A 19,855-nucleotide genomic window follows, 5' to 3' on the forward strand; every position below is an offset into this window, starting at 1 on the left:
TACGCATAGTATGGATCAACTTTTCGACACTCATTCTCCTACTCATTAAGAAGGGGTGCAAGCCGACCCCTGCTACACCCTTTTAACATGCAGAGCAGATAACGTGATCAATGTCACACTTTATAATCAACACAGTGATAATACGTTCACTTTGTATTAACGCCGTTGGAACAGGTATACCGACATTGTGGTATTCTGATGATATCCCTCGGAGAAATGAGGGATTAACGCAAATTTTTCTCCTTTGCGGTCAATTCTCAACCGCGAAGTTAAAACTACATATGTAAGCAATGTCGAAACAAGGAGTGACCCATGCAGGTCAGCAGAAGGCAGTTCTTTAAGATCTGCGCTGGCGGTATGGCAGGCACCACGGCAGCGGCACTGGGCTTTGCGCCCGGCGTAGCGCTGGCGGAAACGCGGCAGTATAAACTGCTGCGTACCCGTGAAACCCGTAATACCTGTACGTACTGCTCTGTCGGTTGCGGGCTGTTAATGTATAGCCTCGGCGACGGTGCTAAAAACGCCAAAGCGTCTATTTTCCATATCGAAGGCGACCCGGACCATCCGGTCAACCGTGGTGCGCTGTGCCCGAAAGGGGCCGGTCTGGTGGACTTTATCCACTCCGAAAGCCGCCTGAAATTCCCGGAATACCGCGCGCCAGGCTCCGATAAATGGCAGCAAATCAGCTGGGAAGAGGCGTTTGACCGCATCGCAAAACATATTAAAGAAGACCGCGATGCCAACTTTATTGAGAAGAACGCCGACGGCGTCACGGTTAACCGCTGGCTCTCCACCGGGATGCTGTGTGCTTCTGCCTCCAGCAACGAAACCGGCTATTTAACTCAGAAATTTACGCGCGCACTCGGTATGCTCGCGGTCGACAACCAGGCGCGTGTCTGACACGGACCAACGGTAGCAAGTCTTGCTCCAACATTTGGTCGCGGTGCGATGACCAACCACTGGGTCGACATCAAGAACGCCAACCTTATTGTGGTAATGGGCGGTAACGCCGCTGAAGCGCACCCTGTCGGGTTCCGCTGGGCGATGGAAGCCAAAATCCACAACGGTGCGAAACTGATTGTGATCGATCCCCGCTTTACGCGTACTGCGTCAGTGGCGGATTTCTACACCCCTATTCGTTCAGGTACTGACATCACTTTCCTGTCAGGCGTACTGCTGTACCTGATGACTAACGAAAAATATAACCGCGAGTACACCGAAGCCTATACCAACGCCAGCCTGATCGTGCGTGAGGATTACCACTTCGAAGATGGCCTGTTCAGCGGTTATGACGCGGAAAAACGCAAGTACGACAAAACCAGCTGGAACTACGAGCTGGATGAGAAAGGCTTTGCGAAGCGCGATACCACCCTGCAACACCCGCGCTGCGTGTGGAACCTGCTGAAAGAGCACGTTTCCCGCTACACGCCGGACGTTGTTGAGAACATCTGCGGCACGCCGAAGGCGGACTTCCTTAAGGTGTGCGAGCTTATTGCGGAAACCAGCGCGAAAGACAAAACCGCGTCGTTCCTGTATGCACTCGGCTGGACGCAGCACTCTATCGGCGCGCAGAACATCCGTACCATGGCAATGGTGCAGCTGCTGCTCGGCAACATGGGGATGGCAGGCGGCGGCGTGAACGCCCTGCGCGGCCACTCCAACATTCAGGGTCTGACCGACCTCGGCCTGCTGTCGCAGAGCCTGACGGGTTACATGAACCTGCCAAGCGAGAAACAGCCCGACCTGCAAACCTACCTGACGGCCAGCACGCCAAAACCGCTGCTCGAAGGCCAGGTGAACTACTGGGGCAACTATCCGAAGTTCTTCGTCTCACTGATGAAAGCCTTCTACGGCGACAAAGCGACGGCGGAAAACAGCTGGGGCTTTGACTGGCTGCCGAAGTGGGACAAAGGTTACGACGTTCTGCAGTACTTCGAGATGATGCACCAGGGCCAGGTCAACGGCTATATCTGCCAGGGCTTTAACCCGGTAGCGTCGTTCCCGAACAAGAACAAGGTTGTTGAGTCTCTGTCGAAGCTGAAGTTCCTGGTCACGATTGACCCGCTCAACACCGAGACCTCGACCTTCTGGCAGAACCACGGTGAATCAAACGACGTCGATCCGTCGAAGATTCAGACCGAAGTGTTCCGTCTGCCGTCCACCTGTTTCGCGGAAGAGAACGGCTCTATCGTTAACTCCGGCCGCTGGCTGCAGTGGCACTGGAAAGGCGCGGACGCCCCGGGCATCGCCATGAACGACGGCGAGATCCTGGCCGGTATCTTCTTACGCCTGCGTAAGATGTATGCGGCAGAAGGCGGCGCGAACCCTGAGCCGGTGCTGAACATGACCTGGAACTACTCGACGCCGGAAAATCCTTCCCCGGAAGAAGTGGCGATGGAGAGCAACGGTAAGGCGCTGGCGGACGTTATCGACCCGGCAACCGGTGCGGTTCTGGCGAAGAAAGGCGATCAGCTCAGTACCTTCGCTCACCTGCGTGATGACGGTACCACGTCAAGCGGCTGCTGGATCTTTGCCGGTAGCTGGACGCCGAAAGGCAACCAGATGGCCAACCGCGACAACGCCGACCCGTCGGGCCTTGGCAATACGCTGGGCTGGGCATGGTCGTGGCCGCTTAACCGCCGCATCCTCTATAACCGTGCCTCCGCTGACCCGCAGGGTAACCCGTGGGATCCGAAGCGTCAGCTTCTGAAATGGGACGGCGCGAAATGGGGCGGCGTGGATATTCCGGACTACAGCACTGCCGCACCAGGCAGCGACGTCGGGCCGTTTATCATGCAGCCTGAAGGGATGGGGCGCCTGTTTGCTATTGATAAAATGGCGGAAGGGCCGTTCCCGGAACACTACGAGCCGTTTGAGACGCCGCTGGGCACCAACCCGCTGCACCCGAACGTGGTCTCTAACCCGGCAGCCCGTATCTTCAAGGGCGACTTTGAAGCGCTGGGTAAAAAGGACAAGTTCCCGTACGTGGGCACCACTTACCGTCTGACCGAACACTTCCACTACTGGACCAAGCACGCGCTGCTTAACGCCATCGCGCAGCCGGAACAGTTTGTGGAGATCGGCGAGAAGCTGGCGAACAAGCTCGGCATTGCCCATGGCGATACCGTGAAGGTCTCCTCCAACCGCGGCTACATTAAAGCCAAGGCGGTGGTGACCAAGCGTATTCGCACGCTGAACGTTCACGGTCAGCAGGTGGATACCATCGGCATCCCAATTCACTGGGGTTATGAGGGCGTGGCGAAGAAAGGGTTCATTGCGAACACCCTGACGCCGTTCGTCGGCGATGCGAACACGCAGACGCCGGAGTTTAAGGCCTTCCTCGTGAACGTGGAAAAGGTGTAACGGAGACGACTTATGGCTTATCAATCTCAAGACATTATCCGTCGTTCCGCGACTAACGGTTTCACGCCCGCGCCTCAGGCGCGGGACCACCAGCAGGAAGTGGCGAAGCTTATCGACGTGACCACCTGTATCGGCTGTAAAGCCTGTCAGGTGGCCTGCTCTGAGTGGAACGACATCCGTGACGAAGTGGGTCACAACGTCGGGGTGTACGACAACCCGGCGGACCTGACCGCCAAGTCCTGGACGGTGATGCGTTTCTCGGAAGTGGAGCAGAACGACAAACTGGAATGGCTGATCCGCAAAGATGGATGTATGCACTGTGCGGATCCGGGCTGCCTGAAGGCGTGTCCGTCAGAAGGGGCTATCATTCAGTATGCCAACGGCATCGTCGACTTCCAGTCCGAGCAGTGCATCGGCTGCGGCTACTGCATCGCCGGCTGTCCGTTCGACGTGCCGCGCATGAACCCGGAAGACAACCGCGTCTACAAATGTACGCTGTGCGTTGACCGCGTTAACGTGGGCCAGGAGCCTGCATGCGTGAAGACTTGCCCAACCGGCGCTATCCACTTTGGCTCCAAAGAGGATATGAAAACGCTGGCGGCAGAGCGCGTGGGCGAGCTGAAAACCCGCGGTTACGACAACGCGGGCCTGTACGATCCGGCCGGGGTTGGCGGTACGCACGTAATGTACGTGCTGCACCACGCCGACAAGCCGAACCTGTATCACGGCCTGCCGGAGAACCCTGAAATCAGCGCTACCGTTAAGTTCTGGAAAGGCATCTGGAAACCGCTGGCAGCGGTCGGTTTTGCTGCTACCTTCGCAGCGAGCATCTTCCACTACGTCGGCGTTGGTCCGAACCGCGCGGAAGAGGAAGACGACAACCTGCATGAAGAGAAAGACGAGGTGCGCAAATGAGAAAACGTGACACCATCGTGCGCTACACCGCGCCGGAACGCATCAACCACTGGGTCACCGCCTTCTGCTTCATGCTGGCGGCGATAAGCGGGCTGGGGTTCTTCTTCCCCTCCTTCAACTGGCTGATGCAGGTACTGGGAACGCCGCAGCTGGCGCGCATCCTTCACCCGTTCGTGGGTGTGGTGATGTTTGCCTCGTTTATCATCATGTTTTTCCGCTACTGGCACCATAACCTAATCAATCGGGATGATATCTTTTGGGCGAAGAATATTCGTAAGATCGTCGTCAACGAGGAAGTGGGTGATACCGGGCGTTATAACTTCGGCCAGAAATGCGTATTCTGGGCGGCGATTATCTTCCTGGTCCTGTTGCTGGTGAGCGGCGTGATCATCTGGCGTCCGTACTTTGCGCCTGCTTTCTCAATCCCGGTGATCCGATTTGCGCTGATGCTGCATTCATTTGCCGCAGTGGCGTTAATTGTGGTTATCATGGTGCATATCTACGCCGCCCTCTGGGTGAAAGGCACCATTACCGCGATGGTGGAAGGATGGGTAACCAGTACGTGGGCGAAGAAACATCACCCGCGCTGGTACCGTGAAGTCCGCCAGAAACAGGAAAAGTCATCTGAATGAGTATTCGCATAATCCCGCAAGATGAGCTGGGGTCGAGCGAGAAACGCACGGCGGATTATATTCCGCCGTTGTTATTCCCCAGACTCAAGAACCTCTACAACCGCCGCGCAGAGCGTCTGCGCGAGCTGGCAGAGAACAACCCGCTGGGTGATTTTCTGCGCTTTGCCGCGCTGGTCGCCCACGCGCAGGAAGTGGTGCTGTACGACCACCCGCTGCAAATGGACCTGACCGCGCGCATCAAAGAAGCCAACGCGCAGGGTAAGCCGCCGCTGGACATTCACGTCCTGTCGCGCGATAAGCACTGGCATAAGCTGCTGCATTCGCTGATTGCCGAGCTGAAGCCGGAGATGAGCGGCACCGCGCTGGCGGTCATTGAGAACCTGGAAAAAGCCTCCGATCAGGAGCTGGAAGAGATGGCGAGCGCGCTGTTCGCCTCCGACTTCTCGCTGGTAAGCAGCGATAAAGCACCGTTCATCTGGGCTGCGCTGTCGCTCTACTGGGCGCAAATGGCGAGTCTGATCCCCGGTAAAGCCCGCGCTGAATACGGCGAAGCGCGTCAGTTCTGCCCAGTCTGCGGCTCAATGCCCGTCTCCAGCATGGTGCAGATTGGCACCACGCAGGGGCTGCGCTACCTGCACTGCAACCTGTGTGAAACCGAGTGGCACGTGGTGCGCATCAAGTGCAGCAACTGCGAGCAGACCCGCGATCTGAACTACTGGTCGCTGGAAAATGAAGACGCGGCGGTGAAAGCCGAAAGCTGCGGCGACTGCGGCACTTACCTGAAGATTCTGTATCAGGAAAAAGACCCGAAAGTCGAAGCCGTGGCCGACGATCTCGCCTCGCTGATTCTGGATGCGAAGATGGAGCAGGAGGGCTTTGCCCGCAGTTCGATTAACCCGTTCCTGTTCCCGGGTGAAGGGGAGTAGTCTCCATTTAGCCCGGTAAGCCTCTTTGCTGCCGGGCTACTTATGACTGCGAAAGTGCAGGGATAACATGCTGAGGATCGTTGGCAATAGCCCGCAGTAGCGCTTTAGCCGGTCCTGTTGGTGAGCGCCTGCCTTGTTCCCAGTTACGCAGTGTATCGACACTAACAGAAATTAAATTCGCAAATTTACTCTGCGATAGCCCGGAAGCCTGACGAATTTCTTTAATTTTCATCGCATCGATCTGAAAGGTGCGCGACGGTTCGCGTTTGCCCTCGGCAATTTCGTTCATTTGCGCCATGCTTTGGGTTAAACGCTCAAACAGGGCCTTATCCATTTACCACCTCTCAATCATCTTTTTCAGAATAGCTTTCTCACTCGCGGACAGGTCATCTTTAACTCCTTTGCGATAGATGAGCAGCAACCTGATTTCAAACTCACGCGTACGGTAAAAATAGATAACTCTGACTCCGCCACGCTTTCCCTTTCCGCCAGCAAGCCAGCGAACTTTTCGCAAGCCTCCCGTATTCTGAATAAGATCACCGTGCTCCGGTTGCGTCGCCAGGAATATCTGGAACCTATGATATTCGTCGTCATCCAGTAACGTTTTGACGTCTTCTGTGAAAATGTCCGTTTCAATGAATAGCATTAAACATACGCCATTGGCTTATAGTAACAAATGTCCAATGTACGTCAATGACGTACCCCTTACTGATTACGTTAATGGGATACGCCGAATAAAGCGAAGGATACGTCCTGCTACGTTGTGTATTTGCGAGCCGCCTTCCAGAAGACCCTTACTCCTCCTCGTTCCCCCCCTCTTCATACGCGCCATACGGCTTCGCAGGAAGAACGATGTAAGTTCCTTCAAACACCGCGCCCGGCGTTTCATCGCCGAAAAGCTCAACTTGCATCTGCACGCGCGCTTTGCGGCCACGTGCCAGACGATCAAGGTCACCACCGAGCGCGCCAAGGTCCGCCACCGCGCTCGGCTTACCGCTGATCGGTGCGCTATAGCGAATATGGGCATCGGCCAGAATGATGGTGCCGCCCAGATGGCGCTCGCGCAGCATGAGCCAGATCAGCCCCCAGCCGGTGAGCGTCGCCAGGGAAAACAGACTGCCGGCAAACAGGGTGTGGTGCGGATTTTGATTGCCGGTTTCCGGCATGGTGGTAATGAATTTTTGCCCGGTGTACTGCTGGATGCGCACGCCCATCTTTTCACTTAGCGGGATGTGTTCATACCAGGCCTGCTGCAGTTGCCCGCACCAGTCCGCGCGATGCAAAATATCGTCCAGCGTGGCGATGGGTTTGATCATCAGGAAGTGGCGAATCGGCGTGGTTTGCGGAGCGGTGATTTCGCCCTGGTTAACGAAACCGAGTTTGGCAAAGAACTCCACGGCATCTTCCCGGGCGCTACAGGTGACGCGCTTGACGCCTTCCTGACGGGCGACGGACTCCAGCGTCATCGCCATCAGGGTGCCGAGGCCTTTGTCCTGTACTGACGGGTGAACCGCCATAAAGCGAATAGACGCTTCGTTATCGGCGTTGATATACAGTCGCCCGACGGCGACGAGGTTGCCCTCTTCGTCCATCACCATCTGATGGTGGGCCATCGCGTCCCAGGCGTCGCGTTCAGAGCCTTTTGGCTGATGCAGTGGCTTGCGCAGCATTTCCCAGCGGAACTGGTAATACGCGTTTAACTCTTCTTCCGTTTGCGGTACTCGAAGGTGATACATAGCTGTACTCTCTCTTGTTACCCGCGGCCACGCCGCCAGTTGGCTCATACCTGGAGCCAGAATGTGACGGGGCCATCGTTCACCAGCGAGACCTGCATATCTGCAGCGAATCGTCCGGTTTGCGTATTCATTTCCTGTTGGCGAAAACGCTCAACAAAGTACTCGTAAAGTGCTTCTGCACGATCCGGCGCGGCGCCTTTAGAGAAGCTCGGGCGCATGCCGCGCTCGGTATCCGCTGCCAGCGTAAACTGGGAAACCACCAGCACGCTGCCGCCCGCCTGCTGGACGTTCAGGTTCATCTTGCCTTCCGCATCGCTGAATATGCGGTAGCCCAGCACTCGCTCGCATAAGCGGTTAGCTTTTTGTTCGTCATCATCCTTTTCGACACCTAACAACACCAAAAGTCCTGGGCCAATTTCACCCGTCACCTCTCCCTCCACGGTGACGCTGGCACGGGTTACGCGCTGTATCAATGCAATCATGGTTGGTCTGCTTCTAATTGTTTTTCAGCTTCTGCTGTTTTTTTAAGTTCGCGGTATACGCCGAGAGTGACAGTTATTTCGGCGCCAAGCAAGACGATACACCAGGTCCAGTAAACCCAGACAAACAAAATGGGGATCACCGCCAGCACGCCGTAAATCAGCTGATAAGAGGGGAACATGGTGATGTAGAGGGCAAACCCTTTTTTACCCAGTTCGAAAAGCACTGCCGCCACCAGCGCCCCAACTACCGCATCGCGGTTGGGCACGCGCGTGGTCGGTACAACGCTATAGAGCAGCCAGAATGAGAGCCACGACAGGATCAGCGGAAAAATACGCAACACGTTATCGATAACGCTGTTTAAATCACTCGCCCAGCGCAAGGAGAGAAGATACGAACTGATTGCCAGACTCGCCCCGGCCAGCAACGGCCCCAGCGTTAAAATCATCCAGTAGACGGCGAAGGAATAGACCTTAGGACGGATTTTTTTGCTTCGCCAGATGGTGTTAAGCGCGCTGTCGATGGAGTACATCAGCAGCAGCGCGGTGACGATAAGGCCGCAGGCCCCCACCGCCGTCATCTTGCTGGAGTTGGCAACAAACTGCTCGATGTAGTTCTGGATAACATCCCCGGTGGCAGGAATGAAGTTCGCAAAGACGAAATGGCGAAGCTGCAGGCTAACGTCCGCAAACATCGGGAAAGCGGAAAAGAGCGCAAAGATAACCGCCACCAGCGGTACTAATGAGAGCAACGACACGTAGGCGAGGTTACCCGCCAGCGTGGTCATGTTGTCCTCATCAATGCGATGCCAGAGCAGCTTCAGCCAGGCCCTAAGTGGGCGAGTATGATGCGTGGCTTTTTGATGAACGGTTTTTAGCATAACTGCTTCGCAAAGTAGTTCGGTATCGTCTCTTTTCCGGTCACCAGAATTGACGTGATACCCAACAGGTTAGCTCCCTCTATATTATCGGCGTTGTCGTCGAAAAAGACCGCATCGGCCGCGGTGAATCCCTCTGCCTGCAAAACAGCCTGATAAATTCTTGCTTCAGGCTTACGCATACCCATCTCTTGCGAAAGATAAATCTTATCTGCCGCCGCCTTAACTTCAGGGTATTCCTCTGGCCAGAAGGTCGTGTGCAGACGGTTGGTGTTCGACAGCACAACCACCCGGTGCCCCTGCTCGCGCAGCTTGTGCATAATGTCGATCACTTCCGGACGGATCGCGACGAACACCGCCTGCCAGCCGTGGGAAAACTGTTCATAGCTTAACGAAAGCCCCATCTCCTGGCAGAAGCGTTCAGCAAACTCTTCATCGCTAATCTCCCCGCGCTCGTGCTGATGGAAGGTCTCCCCCATCTCGAAATCCTGCTTTAACGTCGCCAGCGGCACACGGCTAAAGTCGCTCCAGGCCCCCAGCACCCGGTTAAAATCGATATCGACGATTACGTTTCCTAAGTCAAAGATATAAAGCATGTTTATCTCCTTTCGCCGTGGAGAGATAACTGTAGCGGGAATCACGAGATTTGACTATGCGTGCCATCTAAGGTGTGCGATCGATTTTTACGGCGCGTTTTTACGACAGTACAGCGAAGGGACATTCGACGCGGCAAAAAGCCACGCTCCACGGTACTCATCAATCATCAGGCTCAAATCTCTTCCCGGCGTACGATAAAAGCCCGGTAGCGTTGCATTGATATCAGCCTCATCCGCACTATCGGCAAAGGTTTTAACAATACGATCGTTATTTAATACGCGCGCGTTCTGATGATCGCTGTAGTGAAAATAGATGGTACGGTTGACTTCAGAAATCACGTGACCAAACAGTTTACCGTTAATGACAGCGGTCCCTTCCCGATGCTGCATTCGCCAGGAAACCGTACCGACAAACCGGTTTTTACTAATCGTCCACTCCACATCACCTGTACAGCGTATCGGCGCGCTCGAAAAATGCGAATACGCTAACCAGCCGCTGGTAATAGCAGCCCCCAGAAACGCCGCCAGCAAAATAATACGATTTCCGAGTGTCGTCATTGCTCATGCGCCCAAAAATAATGCGTGGTACATAACGCTGCCGCGTCATGTCGCGCATCGTTATTACAGACAAACGCCGCGATTCGCTCCGTTTTACTATAGCCGATAAGAAAAACGTATCGGTTTGCGGCACACAGGCTGGGGTAATTTTTTAACAAGCGCAGGTAATGGTCCTGCATGTGTTCATTAGGTGCATAAAAGAGTTGGCAGGCGTTGGCCGTACTGCCCGTTGAAAGTGGAATGTAGTGACTAAACGGCATGTTATAGTGATGTTTATATAATATGCCTCCGTTAATAAGCGCGATCAGAAAAAGCGTAGCAGTGGCTATTATTAACCACACCGGCTTCTTCATCACGATGCCCTCAGCTATTGCTGCGTCCTTATTGGCAATTACCGGCTCTGCGGTGGGAGTAAATACTTCAACCTGGGTGGCTTCGGAAAGCGTCAGCCCGCGACGTGAGATCGTTTTTACCGTATCGCGCGGTAACCCCACCTCAGCCAGCGCATTGCGCAATGTCAAAATGGCCTGGTAAAAGGTATTCGGTGTCGTTACGTCGTTACGTTCACCCCATCCCACCACCATTAACTGATTTTGCGAAATTATTTCGCCAGGATGGGTGACGAGATAAAGAAAGCAGAGGTTGGCAGGAAGCTGCAATTGTATCGTGCGCCCGGTAATAGGATTCACCAGGGTTTTGTTTTCCGGGTCATACTCGACCAGCTTGTTAATGAGATACAATTTTATTTTCCTCTACAATAACAATATTTAACTCCACACACCCAAAGAACATACGTATATTTAACAACAGTATAGGTCAGAAGGATTAGAGCGCGACACCTCCCTACCTAAGATTAGAAACATCACATTACTTTTCAATTCGTTACAAGGCGTTTTTCTTAGGTGAGCCTCAGCTAAAAGGACATAATGAGATTTCATTACACTTCGCCAGGTCAAATAATTATATTGAGCCACACGTTGAGAAAAGACTGACGTTCAGGCAGATCGAGGGGATGAATCTTTAGCTATTAGTGCTATTTCGTCAATTTCCCTCCGGCGTTGTTTTTGCCGAATAATCTTAATGGTTTGACGAATATTCCTGGGTAACGTCTGGCAACCGATGTTCTGTCGCTATGCCTACGGCCCGCAAGAATAGATACCGCCAGGAATTTATATTCTCTGCCGTTATTTCTCATAAATACGTCAGGATCGCTGGATATGTTTCAAGATTGACACATTTGAAAGGCAGTGAAATATTGATAATGAAAATAAGACAGGAGTGGACTGGATGATAACATCGTCGCAAAAGGTTGTCCGCTGTATAAGCTGCGAACTGTCCTGTCAGTTATTCCCGGATAACACAGTGCGCTCACAATACTGTGGCAGCGCCTCCTTCGCAGTTTGGCCGGTGGGAAATCATTTCCTGCAACTTGCAGTAGAAAATAAAATATTGTCCGGGAACAAGAATCACTTATTACGCGGATTTATTTTTGTAGATTTTTCGATATATAACCTACGCCTGCTTGTCGATCCGCAATGGATTGAACATCTGGCAATGACTAACATGCACATCGTGCTTATCACAGACCGTAAACTGGAGGCGTTGGCCCATTACTTTTTCGCTCACCGCAGCGAAATAAAGGGAATTATTTATTCAGATGACGATGATGCTTTATTGCAGGAAAAAATTAACCATCTTTTTTCCGGCAGGCGAGTGAGTAGCAGGCGAGGAAATACCCTGAACACTGTTGAATTCACTTTACTTAACAGGCTTATTTCAGGGGTGTGCCTCCAGGAGATAATAAAAACAACCAGCATTGATGTAAAAAAAATTTATGTTCATAAAATACGATTAGAGAGGAAGCTAGGCACCAGCATTCATAAAATACTCGTTTCTATTTTGTAATTTTCAAATTCTTAACATACCCACATTTAATGGTGTGGAGGATGTTTTACGCCTGAAATAAAGGGGGCAGTTATGCCATATTTATTGAAACATTCACCTGTCGCCGTTGCGATTTCGCTGGCACTCTCGTCAGCGCTATTTACCGCAAATGCAGCAGTTATCGATTTTGCTAATTTACCTGCCACCGGAGCAGTAACGGATTTGCCTGCAGAAATACAGGCGCTGATTCCTGCAACGGCAAACGCGAGCTTTAGCAAAAATACCAGCGATCCTAACTATGTCTACCAGTACAGCCCGGGCAATATCCCTGTCTACGGAGATGGAATCACTCTCGACGGACCAGGGGCGGAAGCCTTTGAGCATTCGGTCACCGTTATCCAGAATTCCACGTCCGGCAGCCCAGGGGTGATATTTGGTGACGATCTGACTATTCGTACCCAGTCAAAAGTCGCTGCCAATAATGGTAAAGATGTCGACGGTATTCGTACCCATGGTATGAACACGCCGAATAACCCGGTGTTTATCATTACCGGCGACCGTACCCACATTTACGTTAATGGCCAAAGCGGCGATGGCATTAATGCCGGGTACAGCTCCTTCAGTCAGGGCTCTCTCGGCTCCGCCAATATTTATGTGGGTGATGATCTCTATATCGAAACCACCGGCAGTACCGGTCGCGGCATTAGCGCCTATGCACTGAATGATGCCTCGAAGGCCAAAAATAACATCGTCGTCGGCGATCGTGCGCATATTGTGACGCGGGGTACCTACGCCGAGGGGATTCGTACCAACCAGAGCGGCTCATCCGTCAGCCTGGGGGATGAGGCCACCATCGAAACGTACGGCACATCGGCCCACGGCCTGTATACGGGTTCTGCCTCCAGAATCGAGCTGGGAAAAAAAGCGACCATTACCACCGACGCGGCCAGTGCCTCCGGGGTTTATTCTACCGGCTCGTCAACCATCACCCTTGATGAAGGCGCGACCATCACCACCAACGGTGCCAGCGCGCATGGTGTCTATGCGTACACAGGCGCGGTGAATCTTGGAGATAACGTCACCATTGCACTCAACAGCAGCGAGAAAACCAGCAGCTCCGCGCAAGCGCCGCACGGCATGTATGCCTGGTCACGCGGCGTGATAACGCTCGAGGGTGGCGCAACCATTACCACCGCAGGCCAGCGCGACAGCGGAAGCTATGCCCTGAACGCCAGCAACGGTGGAGTGATTGATGCCTCCACGGGCGGCAAATTCATCCTCAACGGCGATATCCTCTCCGCTGGCGGCGTCGCGGCCACCAGCACCCTTCCGGCACAAAACAGCACCATTACGCTGACAATGAATGGCAACTCACTGTGGAACGGAGCGTCCTACATTGAGAGCAATGCCGCAGGCAGCGGTGCCATCGCACTTACGATGAATGATGCCGTGTGGAATATGCGTGACAGCTCCACGCTGACCAGCCTGACCCTGAATGCGGGCGGCACGGTTAATTTCCAGCATGCCGGGGATGCGACGTGGCAAACCCTGACCATCAATGAGGATTACATCGGCAATGGCGGCAAGCTGGTTTTCAATACCGTGCTGTTTGACGATACTTCGGAAACGGACAAGCTGATTGTCGAAGGAAACACATCCGGCCATACCGGCGTGGAAGTGAACAACATTGGCGGTACCGGCGCACAAACCGTAGAAGGAATTGAAATTGTCAGTGTAGGCGGCAACTCTGACGGGACGTTTGAGAAAGCCAGCCGTATCGTGGCGGGGGGTTATGACTATAACGTTGTGCAGAAAGGAAAGAACTGGTTCCTGACCAGCCTGGCTGAACCCGTTGACCCACCTGTCGACCCGGTAGATCCCCCTGTTGACCCTGTCGACCCGCCTGTTGACCCGGTTGACCCCCCTGTAGATCCCGTCGACCCTGTGGACCCGCCAGTTGACCCGGTGATCCCGCCGCAGGAACCGGTACCGCCTGCTGCGCCGCCGAAAAGCGAGCACCAGTACCGCCCGGAATTTGGCAGCTATCAGGCGAACAGCTATGCGGCAAATACGCTATTTATGACCCGCCTGCACGATCGTCTGGGTGAAACGCAGTACACCGACCTGCTTACCGGCGAGAAAAAAGTGACGAGCCTGTGGATGCGTAACGTCGGCGGGCATACGCGTTTCAACGACGGCAGCGGCCAGCTAAAAACGACCGCCAATCGCTACGTGCTGCAGCTGGGCGGCGATGTTGCCCAGTGGAGCACTGATGGCCTGGACCGCTGGCATCTTGGCCTGATGGCAGGCTACGGCAACAGCCAGAGCCGGAGCGCTTCCAGCCTGACCGGATACCACTCACGTGGCGAAGTGAATGGCTATAGCGTTGGTCTGTACGGTACCTGGTACGCAAACGAAGCCGATAAAAGCGGCACCTACGTTGATAGCTGGGTGCTGTATAACTGGTTCGATAATAAGGTGATGGGGCAGGACCAGGCGACTGAGCGTTATCACTCCAGCGGCCTGACCGCCTCTGTAGAAGCGGGTTATAGCGTTAAGGTGGGTGAAAGCGGCCGCAACAGCTACTGGCTCCAGCCGAAGGCGCAGGCCGTCTGGATGGACGTGAAGGCTGACGACCATCGCGAGCGCAACGGCACGCGGGTGAAAGATGAAACTAAAGGGAACCTGATGACGCGTCTCGGCGTGAAGGCCTACATCAGCGGACATAACGCGATGGATGACGGTAAATCCCGTACCTTCCAGCCGTTTATCGAGGCAAACTGGATCCACAATACCCAGACCACGCGCATTCGCATGGATGACGTCAGCAATGAGATGCGCGGTACGCGCAATATTGGTGAGCTAAAGACGGGCGTCGAGGGGCAAATTACGCCGCAGCTTAGCGTCTGGGGCAATGTGGCACAGCAGATTGGCGACAAAGGCTACAGCGATACGCAAGGGATGCTGGGGGTGAAATACAGCTTCAAATAGCAACAAAAAAGCCGCTGAGAAATCAGCGGCTTTTTTTACTACGGATTGACCGTATTAGTCTTCTTTCGCACCGCGCATAGCACGTTTACGATCGTTCTCGGTCAGGTGACGTTTACGGATACGAATTGACTGTGGAGTCACTTCTACCAGTTCGTCATCATCGATGAACTCCAGAGCCTGCTCCAGCGTCATCTTGATCGGTGGAACCAGAACCGTTGCTTCGTCAGTACCGGACGCACGCATGTTGGTCAGTTTCTTACCGGTCAGGCAGTTTACGGTCAGGTCGTTAGAACGACTGTGAATACCGATGATCTGGCCTTCGTAAACTTCAGCACCGTGACCCAGGAACAGCTTGCCGCGATCCTGCAGACCGAACAGCGCAAACGCAACCGCTTTACCCTGACCGTTGGAGATCAGTACGCCGTTGTTACGCTGGCCCACTTCGCCCGGACGAACGTCGTCGTAGTGGCTGAAGGTGGAGTACAGCAGGCCGGTACCGGAGGTCATGGTCATGAACTCAGAACGGAAGCCGATCAGGCCACGGCTTGGGATCACGTAGTCGAGACGTACGCGGCCTTTGCCGTCTGGATTCATGTTTTTCAGGTCGCCTTTACGCTCGCCCAGCGCCTGCATCACAGAACCCTGGTGCTGCTCTTCTACGTCCAGCGTTACGTTTTCGAACGGCTCTTGTTTACGGCCATCGATTTCGCGGAAGATAACTTTCGGACGGGAAACCGCCATCTCGAAACCTTCACGACGCATGTTTTCGATCAGAACAGACAGGTGCAGCTCACCACGACCGGAAACGCGGAATGCATCAGCGTCTTCGGTTTCTTCAACGCGCAGCGCAACGTTGTGCACCAGCTCTTTGTTCAGGCGGTCAAGGATCTGACGAGAGGTAACGAACTTACCTTCTTTACCACAGAACGGAGAGGTGTTGACGTTGAAGAACATGGATACGGTTGGTTCATCAACGGACAGGGCTGGCAGCGCTTCGACGTTCTGCGGATCGCAGATGGTGTCGGAGATGTTCAGTTCACCCAGACCGGTGATGGCGATGATGTCGCCCGCTTCAGCGATGTCGCTCTCGATACGCTCAAGACCCAGGTGAGTCAGTACTTTACCGACTTTACCGTTACGGGTTTTGCCTTCGCTATCGATGATAGTGACCTGCTGGTTAGGCTTCACTTTACCGCGCTTGATACGACCAATGCCGATTACGCCAACGTAGTTGTTGTAGTCGAGCTGGGAGATCTGCATCTGCAGGGTGCCTTCCAGGTCAACGTTTGGCGCAGGAACACGGTCAACAATCGCCTGATACAGCGGGGTCATGTCTTCAGCCATGTCTTCGTGGTCCAGACCTGCAATACCGTTCAGCGCAGAGGCGTAAACGATAGGGAAGTCCAGCTGCTCGTCGGTCGCGTCGAGGTTAACGAACAGGTCGAAGACCTGGTCAACAACCCAGTCAGGACGCGCGCCAGGGCGGTCAACTTTGTTGATAACAACGATTGGCTTCAGACCATGGGCAAAAGCTTTTTTGGTCACGAAGCGCGTCTGTGGCATTGGGCCATCCATTGCGTCAACGACCAGCAGAACGGAGTCTACCATGGACATTACACGTTCAACTTCACCACCGAAGTCGGCGTGCCCTGGGGTATCAACGATGTTGATACGGTAGTCATTCCATTTAATCGCGGTGTTTTTCGCGAGGATGGTAATCCCACGCTCTTTCTCCAAATCGTTGGAGTCCATCACGCGTTCTTGGGTTTCGGCACGCGCATCAAACGTACCGGATTGCTGCAGCAGCTTGTCAACCAGGGTAGTTTTACCATGGTCTACGTGCGCGATGATGGCGATGTTACGCAAATTTTCGATCACAACTTTGCCTCAGGCATTTAGAAATAGCGCGTTATTGTACACGGATTAATCGCACTACAAAACAGGATCACAAACATCCCCCGCAAACAAGTATTGCAGAGATGCTTTGTGATCGCTTTCACGGAGCGGTAAAAGGGCACTTTAACGTAAATTGCACCAATATGGTGCTCAATGTTCACATTGAAGCACTATACTGGTGCAACAAATCCATCATGGTGCAGCCCTTTTGCACTATGGTGCGCATGATAACGCCTTTTTGGGGTGTTTTAAAAGTTGGCACAGATTTCGCTTTATAAAAAATACATGGCAACAGCCAGTACAAACAGAAATTGAAGACCTCGTTACCACGACGACAATGACCAATCTGGAGAGTTAAGTATGTCCGCTGAACACGTTTTGACGATGCTGAACGAACATGAAGTGAAGTTTGTTGATCTGCGCTTCACCGATACCAAAGGTAAAGAACAGCACGTCACAATCCCTGCTCATCAGGTGAACGCCGAATTCTTTGAAGAAGGCAAAATGTTTGACGGCTCCTCCATTGGTGGCTGGAAAGGCATTAACGAATCCGACATGGTTCTGATGCCAGATGCAACCACTGCGGTCATTGATCCGTTCTTCGAAGAACCAACCCTGATCATCCGTTGCGACATCCTCGAGCCAGGCACGCTGCAGGGCTACGACCGCGACCCACGTTCTATCGCAAAACGCGCTGAAGAGTACCTGCGTTCTACCGGCATCGCGGACACCGTTCTGTTCGGGCCAGAGCCAGAGTTCTTCCTGTTCGACGACATCCGCTTCGGCGCCTCTATTTCTGGCTCCCACGTGGCTATCGACGACATCGAAGGCGCATGGAACTCTTCCACCAAGTACGAAGGTGGTAACAAAGGTCACCGTCCAGGCGTGAAAGGCGGTTACTTCCCGGTTCCTCCGGTCGACTCTGCACAGGACATCCGTTCCACCATGTGTCTGGTGATGGAAGAGATGGGCCTGGTTGTTGAAGCGCATCACCACGAAGTAGCGACTGCGGGTCAGAACGAAGTGGCAACCCGCTTCAACACCATGACCAAAAAAGCGGACGAAATTCAGATCTACAAATACGTTGTGCACAACGTTGCGCACCGTTTCGGTAAAACCGCGACCTTCATGCCAAAACCAATGTTTGGCGATAACGGTTCCGGTATGCACTGTCACATGTCTCTGTCCAAGAACGGTACCAACCTGTTCTCTGGCGACAAATATGCCGGTCTGTCCGAGCAGGCGCTGTATTACATCGGTGGTGTTATCAAGCACGCTAAAGCGATCAACGCCCTGGCGAACCCAACCACCAACTCCTACAAGCGTCTGGTCCCGGGCTACGAAGCGCCAGTGATGCTGGCCTACTCTGCACGTAACCGTTCTGCTTCTATCCGTATCCCGGTGGTGGCGTCTCCTAAAGCGCGTCGTATCGAAGTGCGCTTCCCGGACCCAGCGGCTAACCCATACCTGTGCTTCGCAGCACTGCTGATGGCCGGTCTGGACGGTATCAAGAACAAGATCCATCCGGGCGAAGCGATGGACAAAAACCTGTACGACCTGCCGCCAGAAGAAGCGAAAGAGATCCCACAGGTTGCTGGCTCTCTGGAAGAAGCCCTGCAGGCGCTGGACGCAGACCGTGAGTTCCTGACTGCAGGTGGCGTATTCACTGACGACGCTATCGATGCTTACATCGCTCTGCGTACCGAAGAGAACGACCGCGTGCGTATGACTCCGCATCCGGTTGAGTTCGAACTGTACTACAGCGTTTAATTTAGTTGTTTTACCCGGCGTGACAAGCGCCGGGGGTAGTTGCCGTGGAAACTTTTAGCCCATCTCCGGATGGGCTTTTTTCTCCACCAACAACCTGATCTCACGCGCTTTTTACGCCGAAACCGCTATACTGCACTAAAATAGTGCAACCAACTCCAGGAGACTGCTGAATGGCAACTGGCACGCTGCCCGATGCTGGGCAGATCCTCAATTCTTTAATTAACAGTATCTTGCTGGTCGACGACGAGCTGGCCGTCCATTACGCCAACCCGGCGGCGCAGCAGCTGCTCGCCCAGAGCGCGAGAAAACTGTTTGGCACCCCGCTTCCGGAACTTCTGAGCTATTTTTCGCTGAATATTGGCCTGATGCAGGAAAGTTTGCAGGCCGGCCAGGGGTTCACCGATAACGAAGTGACGCTGGTGATTGACGGGCGTTCGCATATTTTATCGCTGACCGCGCAACGTCTTCCTGAAGGCATGATCCTGCTGGAAATGGCACCGATGGATAACCAGCGTCGCCTGAGCCAGGAGCAGCTTCAGCATGCGCAGCAAATTGCCGCCCGTGACCTGGTACGCGGTCTCGCGCATGAAATCAAAAATCCGCTGGGTGGGTTACGCGGCGCGGCGCAGCTGCTGACCAAGGCCTTGCCCGACCCCGCGCTGGCGGAGTACACCAACGTCATCATTGAGCAGGCGGACCGCCTGCGTAACCTGGTTGACCGCCTTCTTGGGCCACAGCAGCCGGGCATGCACGTCTCAGAAAGCATTCATAAAGTGGCGGAGCGGGTAGTGAAGCTGGTCTCAATGGAGCTGCCGGAGAACGTTACGCTGGTGCGAGATTACGACCCCAGCCTGCCGGAACTGGCGCATGACCCTGACCAGATTGAGCAGGTCCTGCTGAATATTGTACGCAATGCGCTGCAGGCACTGGGGCCGGAAGGGGGCGAGATTATTTTACGCACCCGTACCGCCTTCCAGCTCACGCTGCATGGTGTGCGCTATCGTCTGGCGGCACGCATCGACGTTGAGGATAACGGGCCCGGTATTCCTTCTCATCTGCAGGACACCCTGTTCTACCCGATGGTAAGCGGCCGCGAAGGCGGTACGGGACTGGGCTTATCTATCGCCCGCAGCCTGATCGATCAGCACTCCGGAAAAATTGAATTTACCAGTTGGCCGGGACATACCGAGTTTTCGGTTTTCCTGCCGATTAAAAAATAAAGGTGACGTTT

The 19,855-nt window shown here is 54.0% G+C and carries 17 protein-coding genes; 8 read left to right on the plus strand and 9 right to left on the minus strand.

What is annotated here, in order from left to right; all coding sequences use genetic code 11:
* Nucleotides 1-312: 312 nt before the first annotated feature.
* Genes fdnG through fdhE form a run of 4 tightly spaced genes read left to right on the plus strand, consistent with a single transcriptional unit; the run spans nucleotide 313 to nucleotide 5,836 of the window.
* Nucleotides 313-3,363, plus strand: a complete 3,051-nt coding sequence (gene fdnG, locus MX657_RS21990) for a formate dehydrogenase-N subunit alpha (protein ID WP_218727899.1) — start codon at nucleotides 313-315, stop codon at nucleotides 3,361-3,363.
* Between the two features lie 12 nt (nucleotides 3,364-3,375).
* Nucleotides 3,376-4,278: a formate dehydrogenase subunit beta gene (gene fdxH, locus MX657_RS21995; protein WP_003861960.1), complete on the plus strand. Its 903-nt coding sequence runs from the start codon at nucleotides 3,376-3,378 to the stop codon at nucleotides 4,276-4,278.
* Complete coding sequence (gene fdoI / locus MX657_RS22000; protein ID WP_010436852.1) at nucleotides 4,275-4,910, plus strand: formate dehydrogenase cytochrome b556 subunit; 636 nt, start codon at nucleotides 4,275-4,277, stop codon at nucleotides 4,908-4,910. Before fdxH ends, fdoI begins: the two co-directional genes overlap by 4 nt.
* Nucleotides 4,907-5,836, plus strand: coding sequence for a formate dehydrogenase accessory protein FdhE (gene fdhE, locus MX657_RS22005; RefSeq protein ID WP_346806816.1), 930 nt, complete (start codon nucleotides 4,907-4,909; stop codon nucleotides 5,834-5,836). Before fdoI ends, fdhE begins: the two co-directional genes overlap by 4 nt.
* A gap of 40 nt (nucleotides 5,837-5,876) precedes the next feature.
* On the opposite strand, the gene nadS is transcribed toward fdhE, so the two are convergent.
* The 8 genes from nadS to MX657_RS22045 all read right to left on the minus strand — a co-directional run bounded on the left by nadS (nucleotide 5,877) and on the right by MX657_RS22045 (nucleotide 10,823).
* Nucleotides 5,877-6,170 carry a NadS family protein gene (nadS, locus tag MX657_RS22010; RefSeq protein WP_346806818.1) on the minus strand — a complete coding sequence of 98 codons (294 nt, stop codon included), beginning with the start codon at nucleotides 6,168-6,170 and terminating at the stop codon, nucleotides 5,877-5,879.
* Nucleotides 6,171-6,482: a type II toxin-antitoxin system RelE/ParE family toxin gene (locus tag MX657_RS22015; protein WP_346806819.1), complete on the minus strand. Its 312-nt coding sequence runs from the start codon at nucleotides 6,480-6,482 to the stop codon at nucleotides 6,171-6,173.
* Nucleotides 6,483-6,630: 148 nt separating this feature from the next.
* A complete protein-coding gene (gene fabY / locus MX657_RS22020; protein ID WP_165853358.1) occupies nucleotides 6,631-7,572 on the minus strand; it encodes a fatty acid biosynthesis protein FabY in 942 nt (313 codons plus the stop codon).
* 44 nt (nucleotides 7,573-7,616) lie between these two features.
* Nucleotides 7,617-8,054, minus strand: coding sequence for a D-aminoacyl-tRNA deacylase (gene dtd, locus MX657_RS22025; protein WP_346806822.1), 438 nt, complete (start codon nucleotides 8,052-8,054; stop codon nucleotides 7,617-7,619).
* Nucleotides 8,051-8,932, minus strand: a complete 882-nt coding sequence (locus MX657_RS22030; RefSeq protein WP_252003117.1) for a virulence factor BrkB family protein — start codon at nucleotides 8,930-8,932, stop codon at nucleotides 8,051-8,053. The genes dtd and MX657_RS22030 overlap by 4 nt, the downstream gene beginning before the upstream one ends.
* Entirely contained in the window at nucleotides 8,926-9,525 is a 600-nt protein-coding gene (gene yihX, locus MX657_RS22035; protein ID WP_346806823.1) for a glucose-1-phosphatase, read from the minus strand. The genes MX657_RS22030 and yihX overlap by 7 nt, the downstream gene beginning before the upstream one ends.
* An 87-nt stretch (nucleotides 9,526-9,612) precedes the next feature.
* Complete coding sequence (locus MX657_RS22040) at nucleotides 9,613-10,083, minus strand: hypothetical protein (RefSeq protein ID WP_346806825.1); 471 nt, start codon at nucleotides 10,081-10,083, stop codon at nucleotides 9,613-9,615.
* Nucleotides 10,080-10,823, minus strand: coding sequence for a winged helix-turn-helix domain-containing protein (locus tag MX657_RS22045; protein WP_346806826.1), 744 nt, complete (start codon nucleotides 10,821-10,823; stop codon nucleotides 10,080-10,082). The genes MX657_RS22040 and MX657_RS22045 overlap by 4 nt, the downstream gene beginning before the upstream one ends.
* Before the next feature lie 547 nt (nucleotides 10,824-11,370).
* On the opposite strand from MX657_RS22045, the gene MX657_RS22050 reads away from it, so the two are divergent.
* Together MX657_RS22050 and MX657_RS22055 are read left to right on the plus strand one after the other, a co-directional pair.
* Complete coding sequence (locus tag MX657_RS22050; protein ID WP_217480736.1) at nucleotides 11,371-11,988, plus strand: helix-turn-helix transcriptional regulator; 618 nt, start codon at nucleotides 11,371-11,373, stop codon at nucleotides 11,986-11,988.
* 72 nt (nucleotides 11,989-12,060) lie between these two features.
* A complete protein-coding gene (locus MX657_RS22055; protein ID WP_346806828.1) occupies nucleotides 12,061-14,958 on the plus strand; it encodes an autotransporter outer membrane beta-barrel domain-containing protein in 2,898 nt (965 codons plus the stop codon).
* A 54-nt stretch (nucleotides 14,959-15,012) separates the two neighbouring features.
* Here MX657_RS22055 and typA read toward each other — a convergent pair whose 3' ends face one another.
* Nucleotides 15,013-16,836, minus strand: coding sequence for a ribosome-dependent GTPase TypA (typA, locus tag MX657_RS22060; RefSeq protein WP_028014891.1), 1,824 nt, complete (start codon nucleotides 16,834-16,836; stop codon nucleotides 15,013-15,015).
* Nucleotides 16,837-17,214: 378 nt separating this feature from the next.
* Between typA and glnA the strand changes: the two genes are divergently transcribed.
* Together glnA and glnL are read left to right on the plus strand one after the other, a co-directional pair.
* The gene (gene glnA / locus MX657_RS22065; protein ID WP_008501856.1) at nucleotides 17,215-18,624 is read left to right on the plus strand and encodes a glutamate--ammonia ligase; all 1,410 of its coding nucleotides are present in this window, start codon (nucleotides 17,215-17,217) and stop codon (nucleotides 18,622-18,624) included.
* 170 nt (nucleotides 18,625-18,794) lie between these two features.
* A complete protein-coding gene (glnL, locus tag MX657_RS22070) occupies nucleotides 18,795-19,844 on the plus strand; it encodes a nitrogen regulation protein NR(II) (RefSeq protein WP_080330278.1) in 1,050 nt (349 codons plus the stop codon).
* The last annotated feature ends 11 nt before the right edge of the window (nucleotides 19,845-19,855 follow it).

The sequence above is a fragment of the Enterobacter chuandaensis genome, assembly GCF_039718975.1.
In the GTDB taxonomy this organism is placed as follows: domain Bacteria; phylum Pseudomonadota; class Gammaproteobacteria; order Enterobacterales; family Enterobacteriaceae; genus Enterobacter; species Enterobacter chuandaensis.

Excerpts from the sequence above, each read along its gene's own strand:
- yihX (WP_346806823.1), bottom strand. The coding sequence starts at position 9,525 with ATGCTTTATATCTTTGACTTAGGAAACGTAATCGTCGATATCGATTTT.
- MX657_RS22015 (WP_346806819.1), bottom strand. The coding sequence starts at position 6,482 with ATGCTATTCATTGAAACGGACATTTTCACAGAAGACGTCAAAACGTTA.
- MX657_RS22040 (WP_346806825.1), bottom strand. The coding sequence starts at position 10,083 with ATGACGACACTCGGAAATCGTATTATTTTGCTGGCGGCGTTTCTGGGG.
- fabY (WP_165853358.1), bottom strand. The coding sequence starts at position 7,572 with ATGTATCACCTTCGAGTACCGCAAACGGAAGAAGAGTTAAACGCGTAT.
- MX657_RS22030 (WP_252003117.1), bottom strand. The coding sequence starts at position 8,932 with ATGCTAAAAACCGTTCATCAAAAAGCCACGCATCATACTCGCCCACTT.
- MX657_RS22050 (WP_217480736.1), top strand. The coding sequence starts at position 11,371 with ATGATAACATCGTCGCAAAAGGTTGTCCGCTGTATAAGCTGCGAACTG.
- fdxH (WP_003861960.1), top strand. The coding sequence starts at position 3,376 with ATGGCTTATCAATCTCAAGACATTATCCGTCGTTCCGCGACTAACGGT.
- glnA (WP_008501856.1), top strand. The coding sequence starts at position 17,215 with ATGTCCGCTGAACACGTTTTGACGATGCTGAACGAACATGAAGTGAAG.
- MX657_RS22055 (WP_346806828.1), top strand. The coding sequence starts at position 12,061 with ATGCCATATTTATTGAAACATTCACCTGTCGCCGTTGCGATTTCGCTG.
- fdoI (WP_010436852.1), top strand. The coding sequence starts at position 4,275 with ATGAGAAAACGTGACACCATCGTGCGCTACACCGCGCCGGAACGCATC.
- nadS (WP_346806818.1), bottom strand. The coding sequence starts at position 6,170 with ATGGATAAGGCCCTGTTTGAGCGTTTAACCCAAAGCATGGCGCAAATG.
- glnL (WP_080330278.1), top strand. The coding sequence starts at position 18,795 with ATGGCAACTGGCACGCTGCCCGATGCTGGGCAGATCCTCAATTCTTTA.
- fdhE (WP_346806816.1), top strand. The coding sequence starts at position 4,907 with ATGAGTATTCGCATAATCCCGCAAGATGAGCTGGGGTCGAGCGAGAAA.
- dtd (WP_346806822.1), bottom strand. The coding sequence starts at position 8,054 with ATGATTGCATTGATACAGCGCGTAACCCGTGCCAGCGTCACCGTGGAG.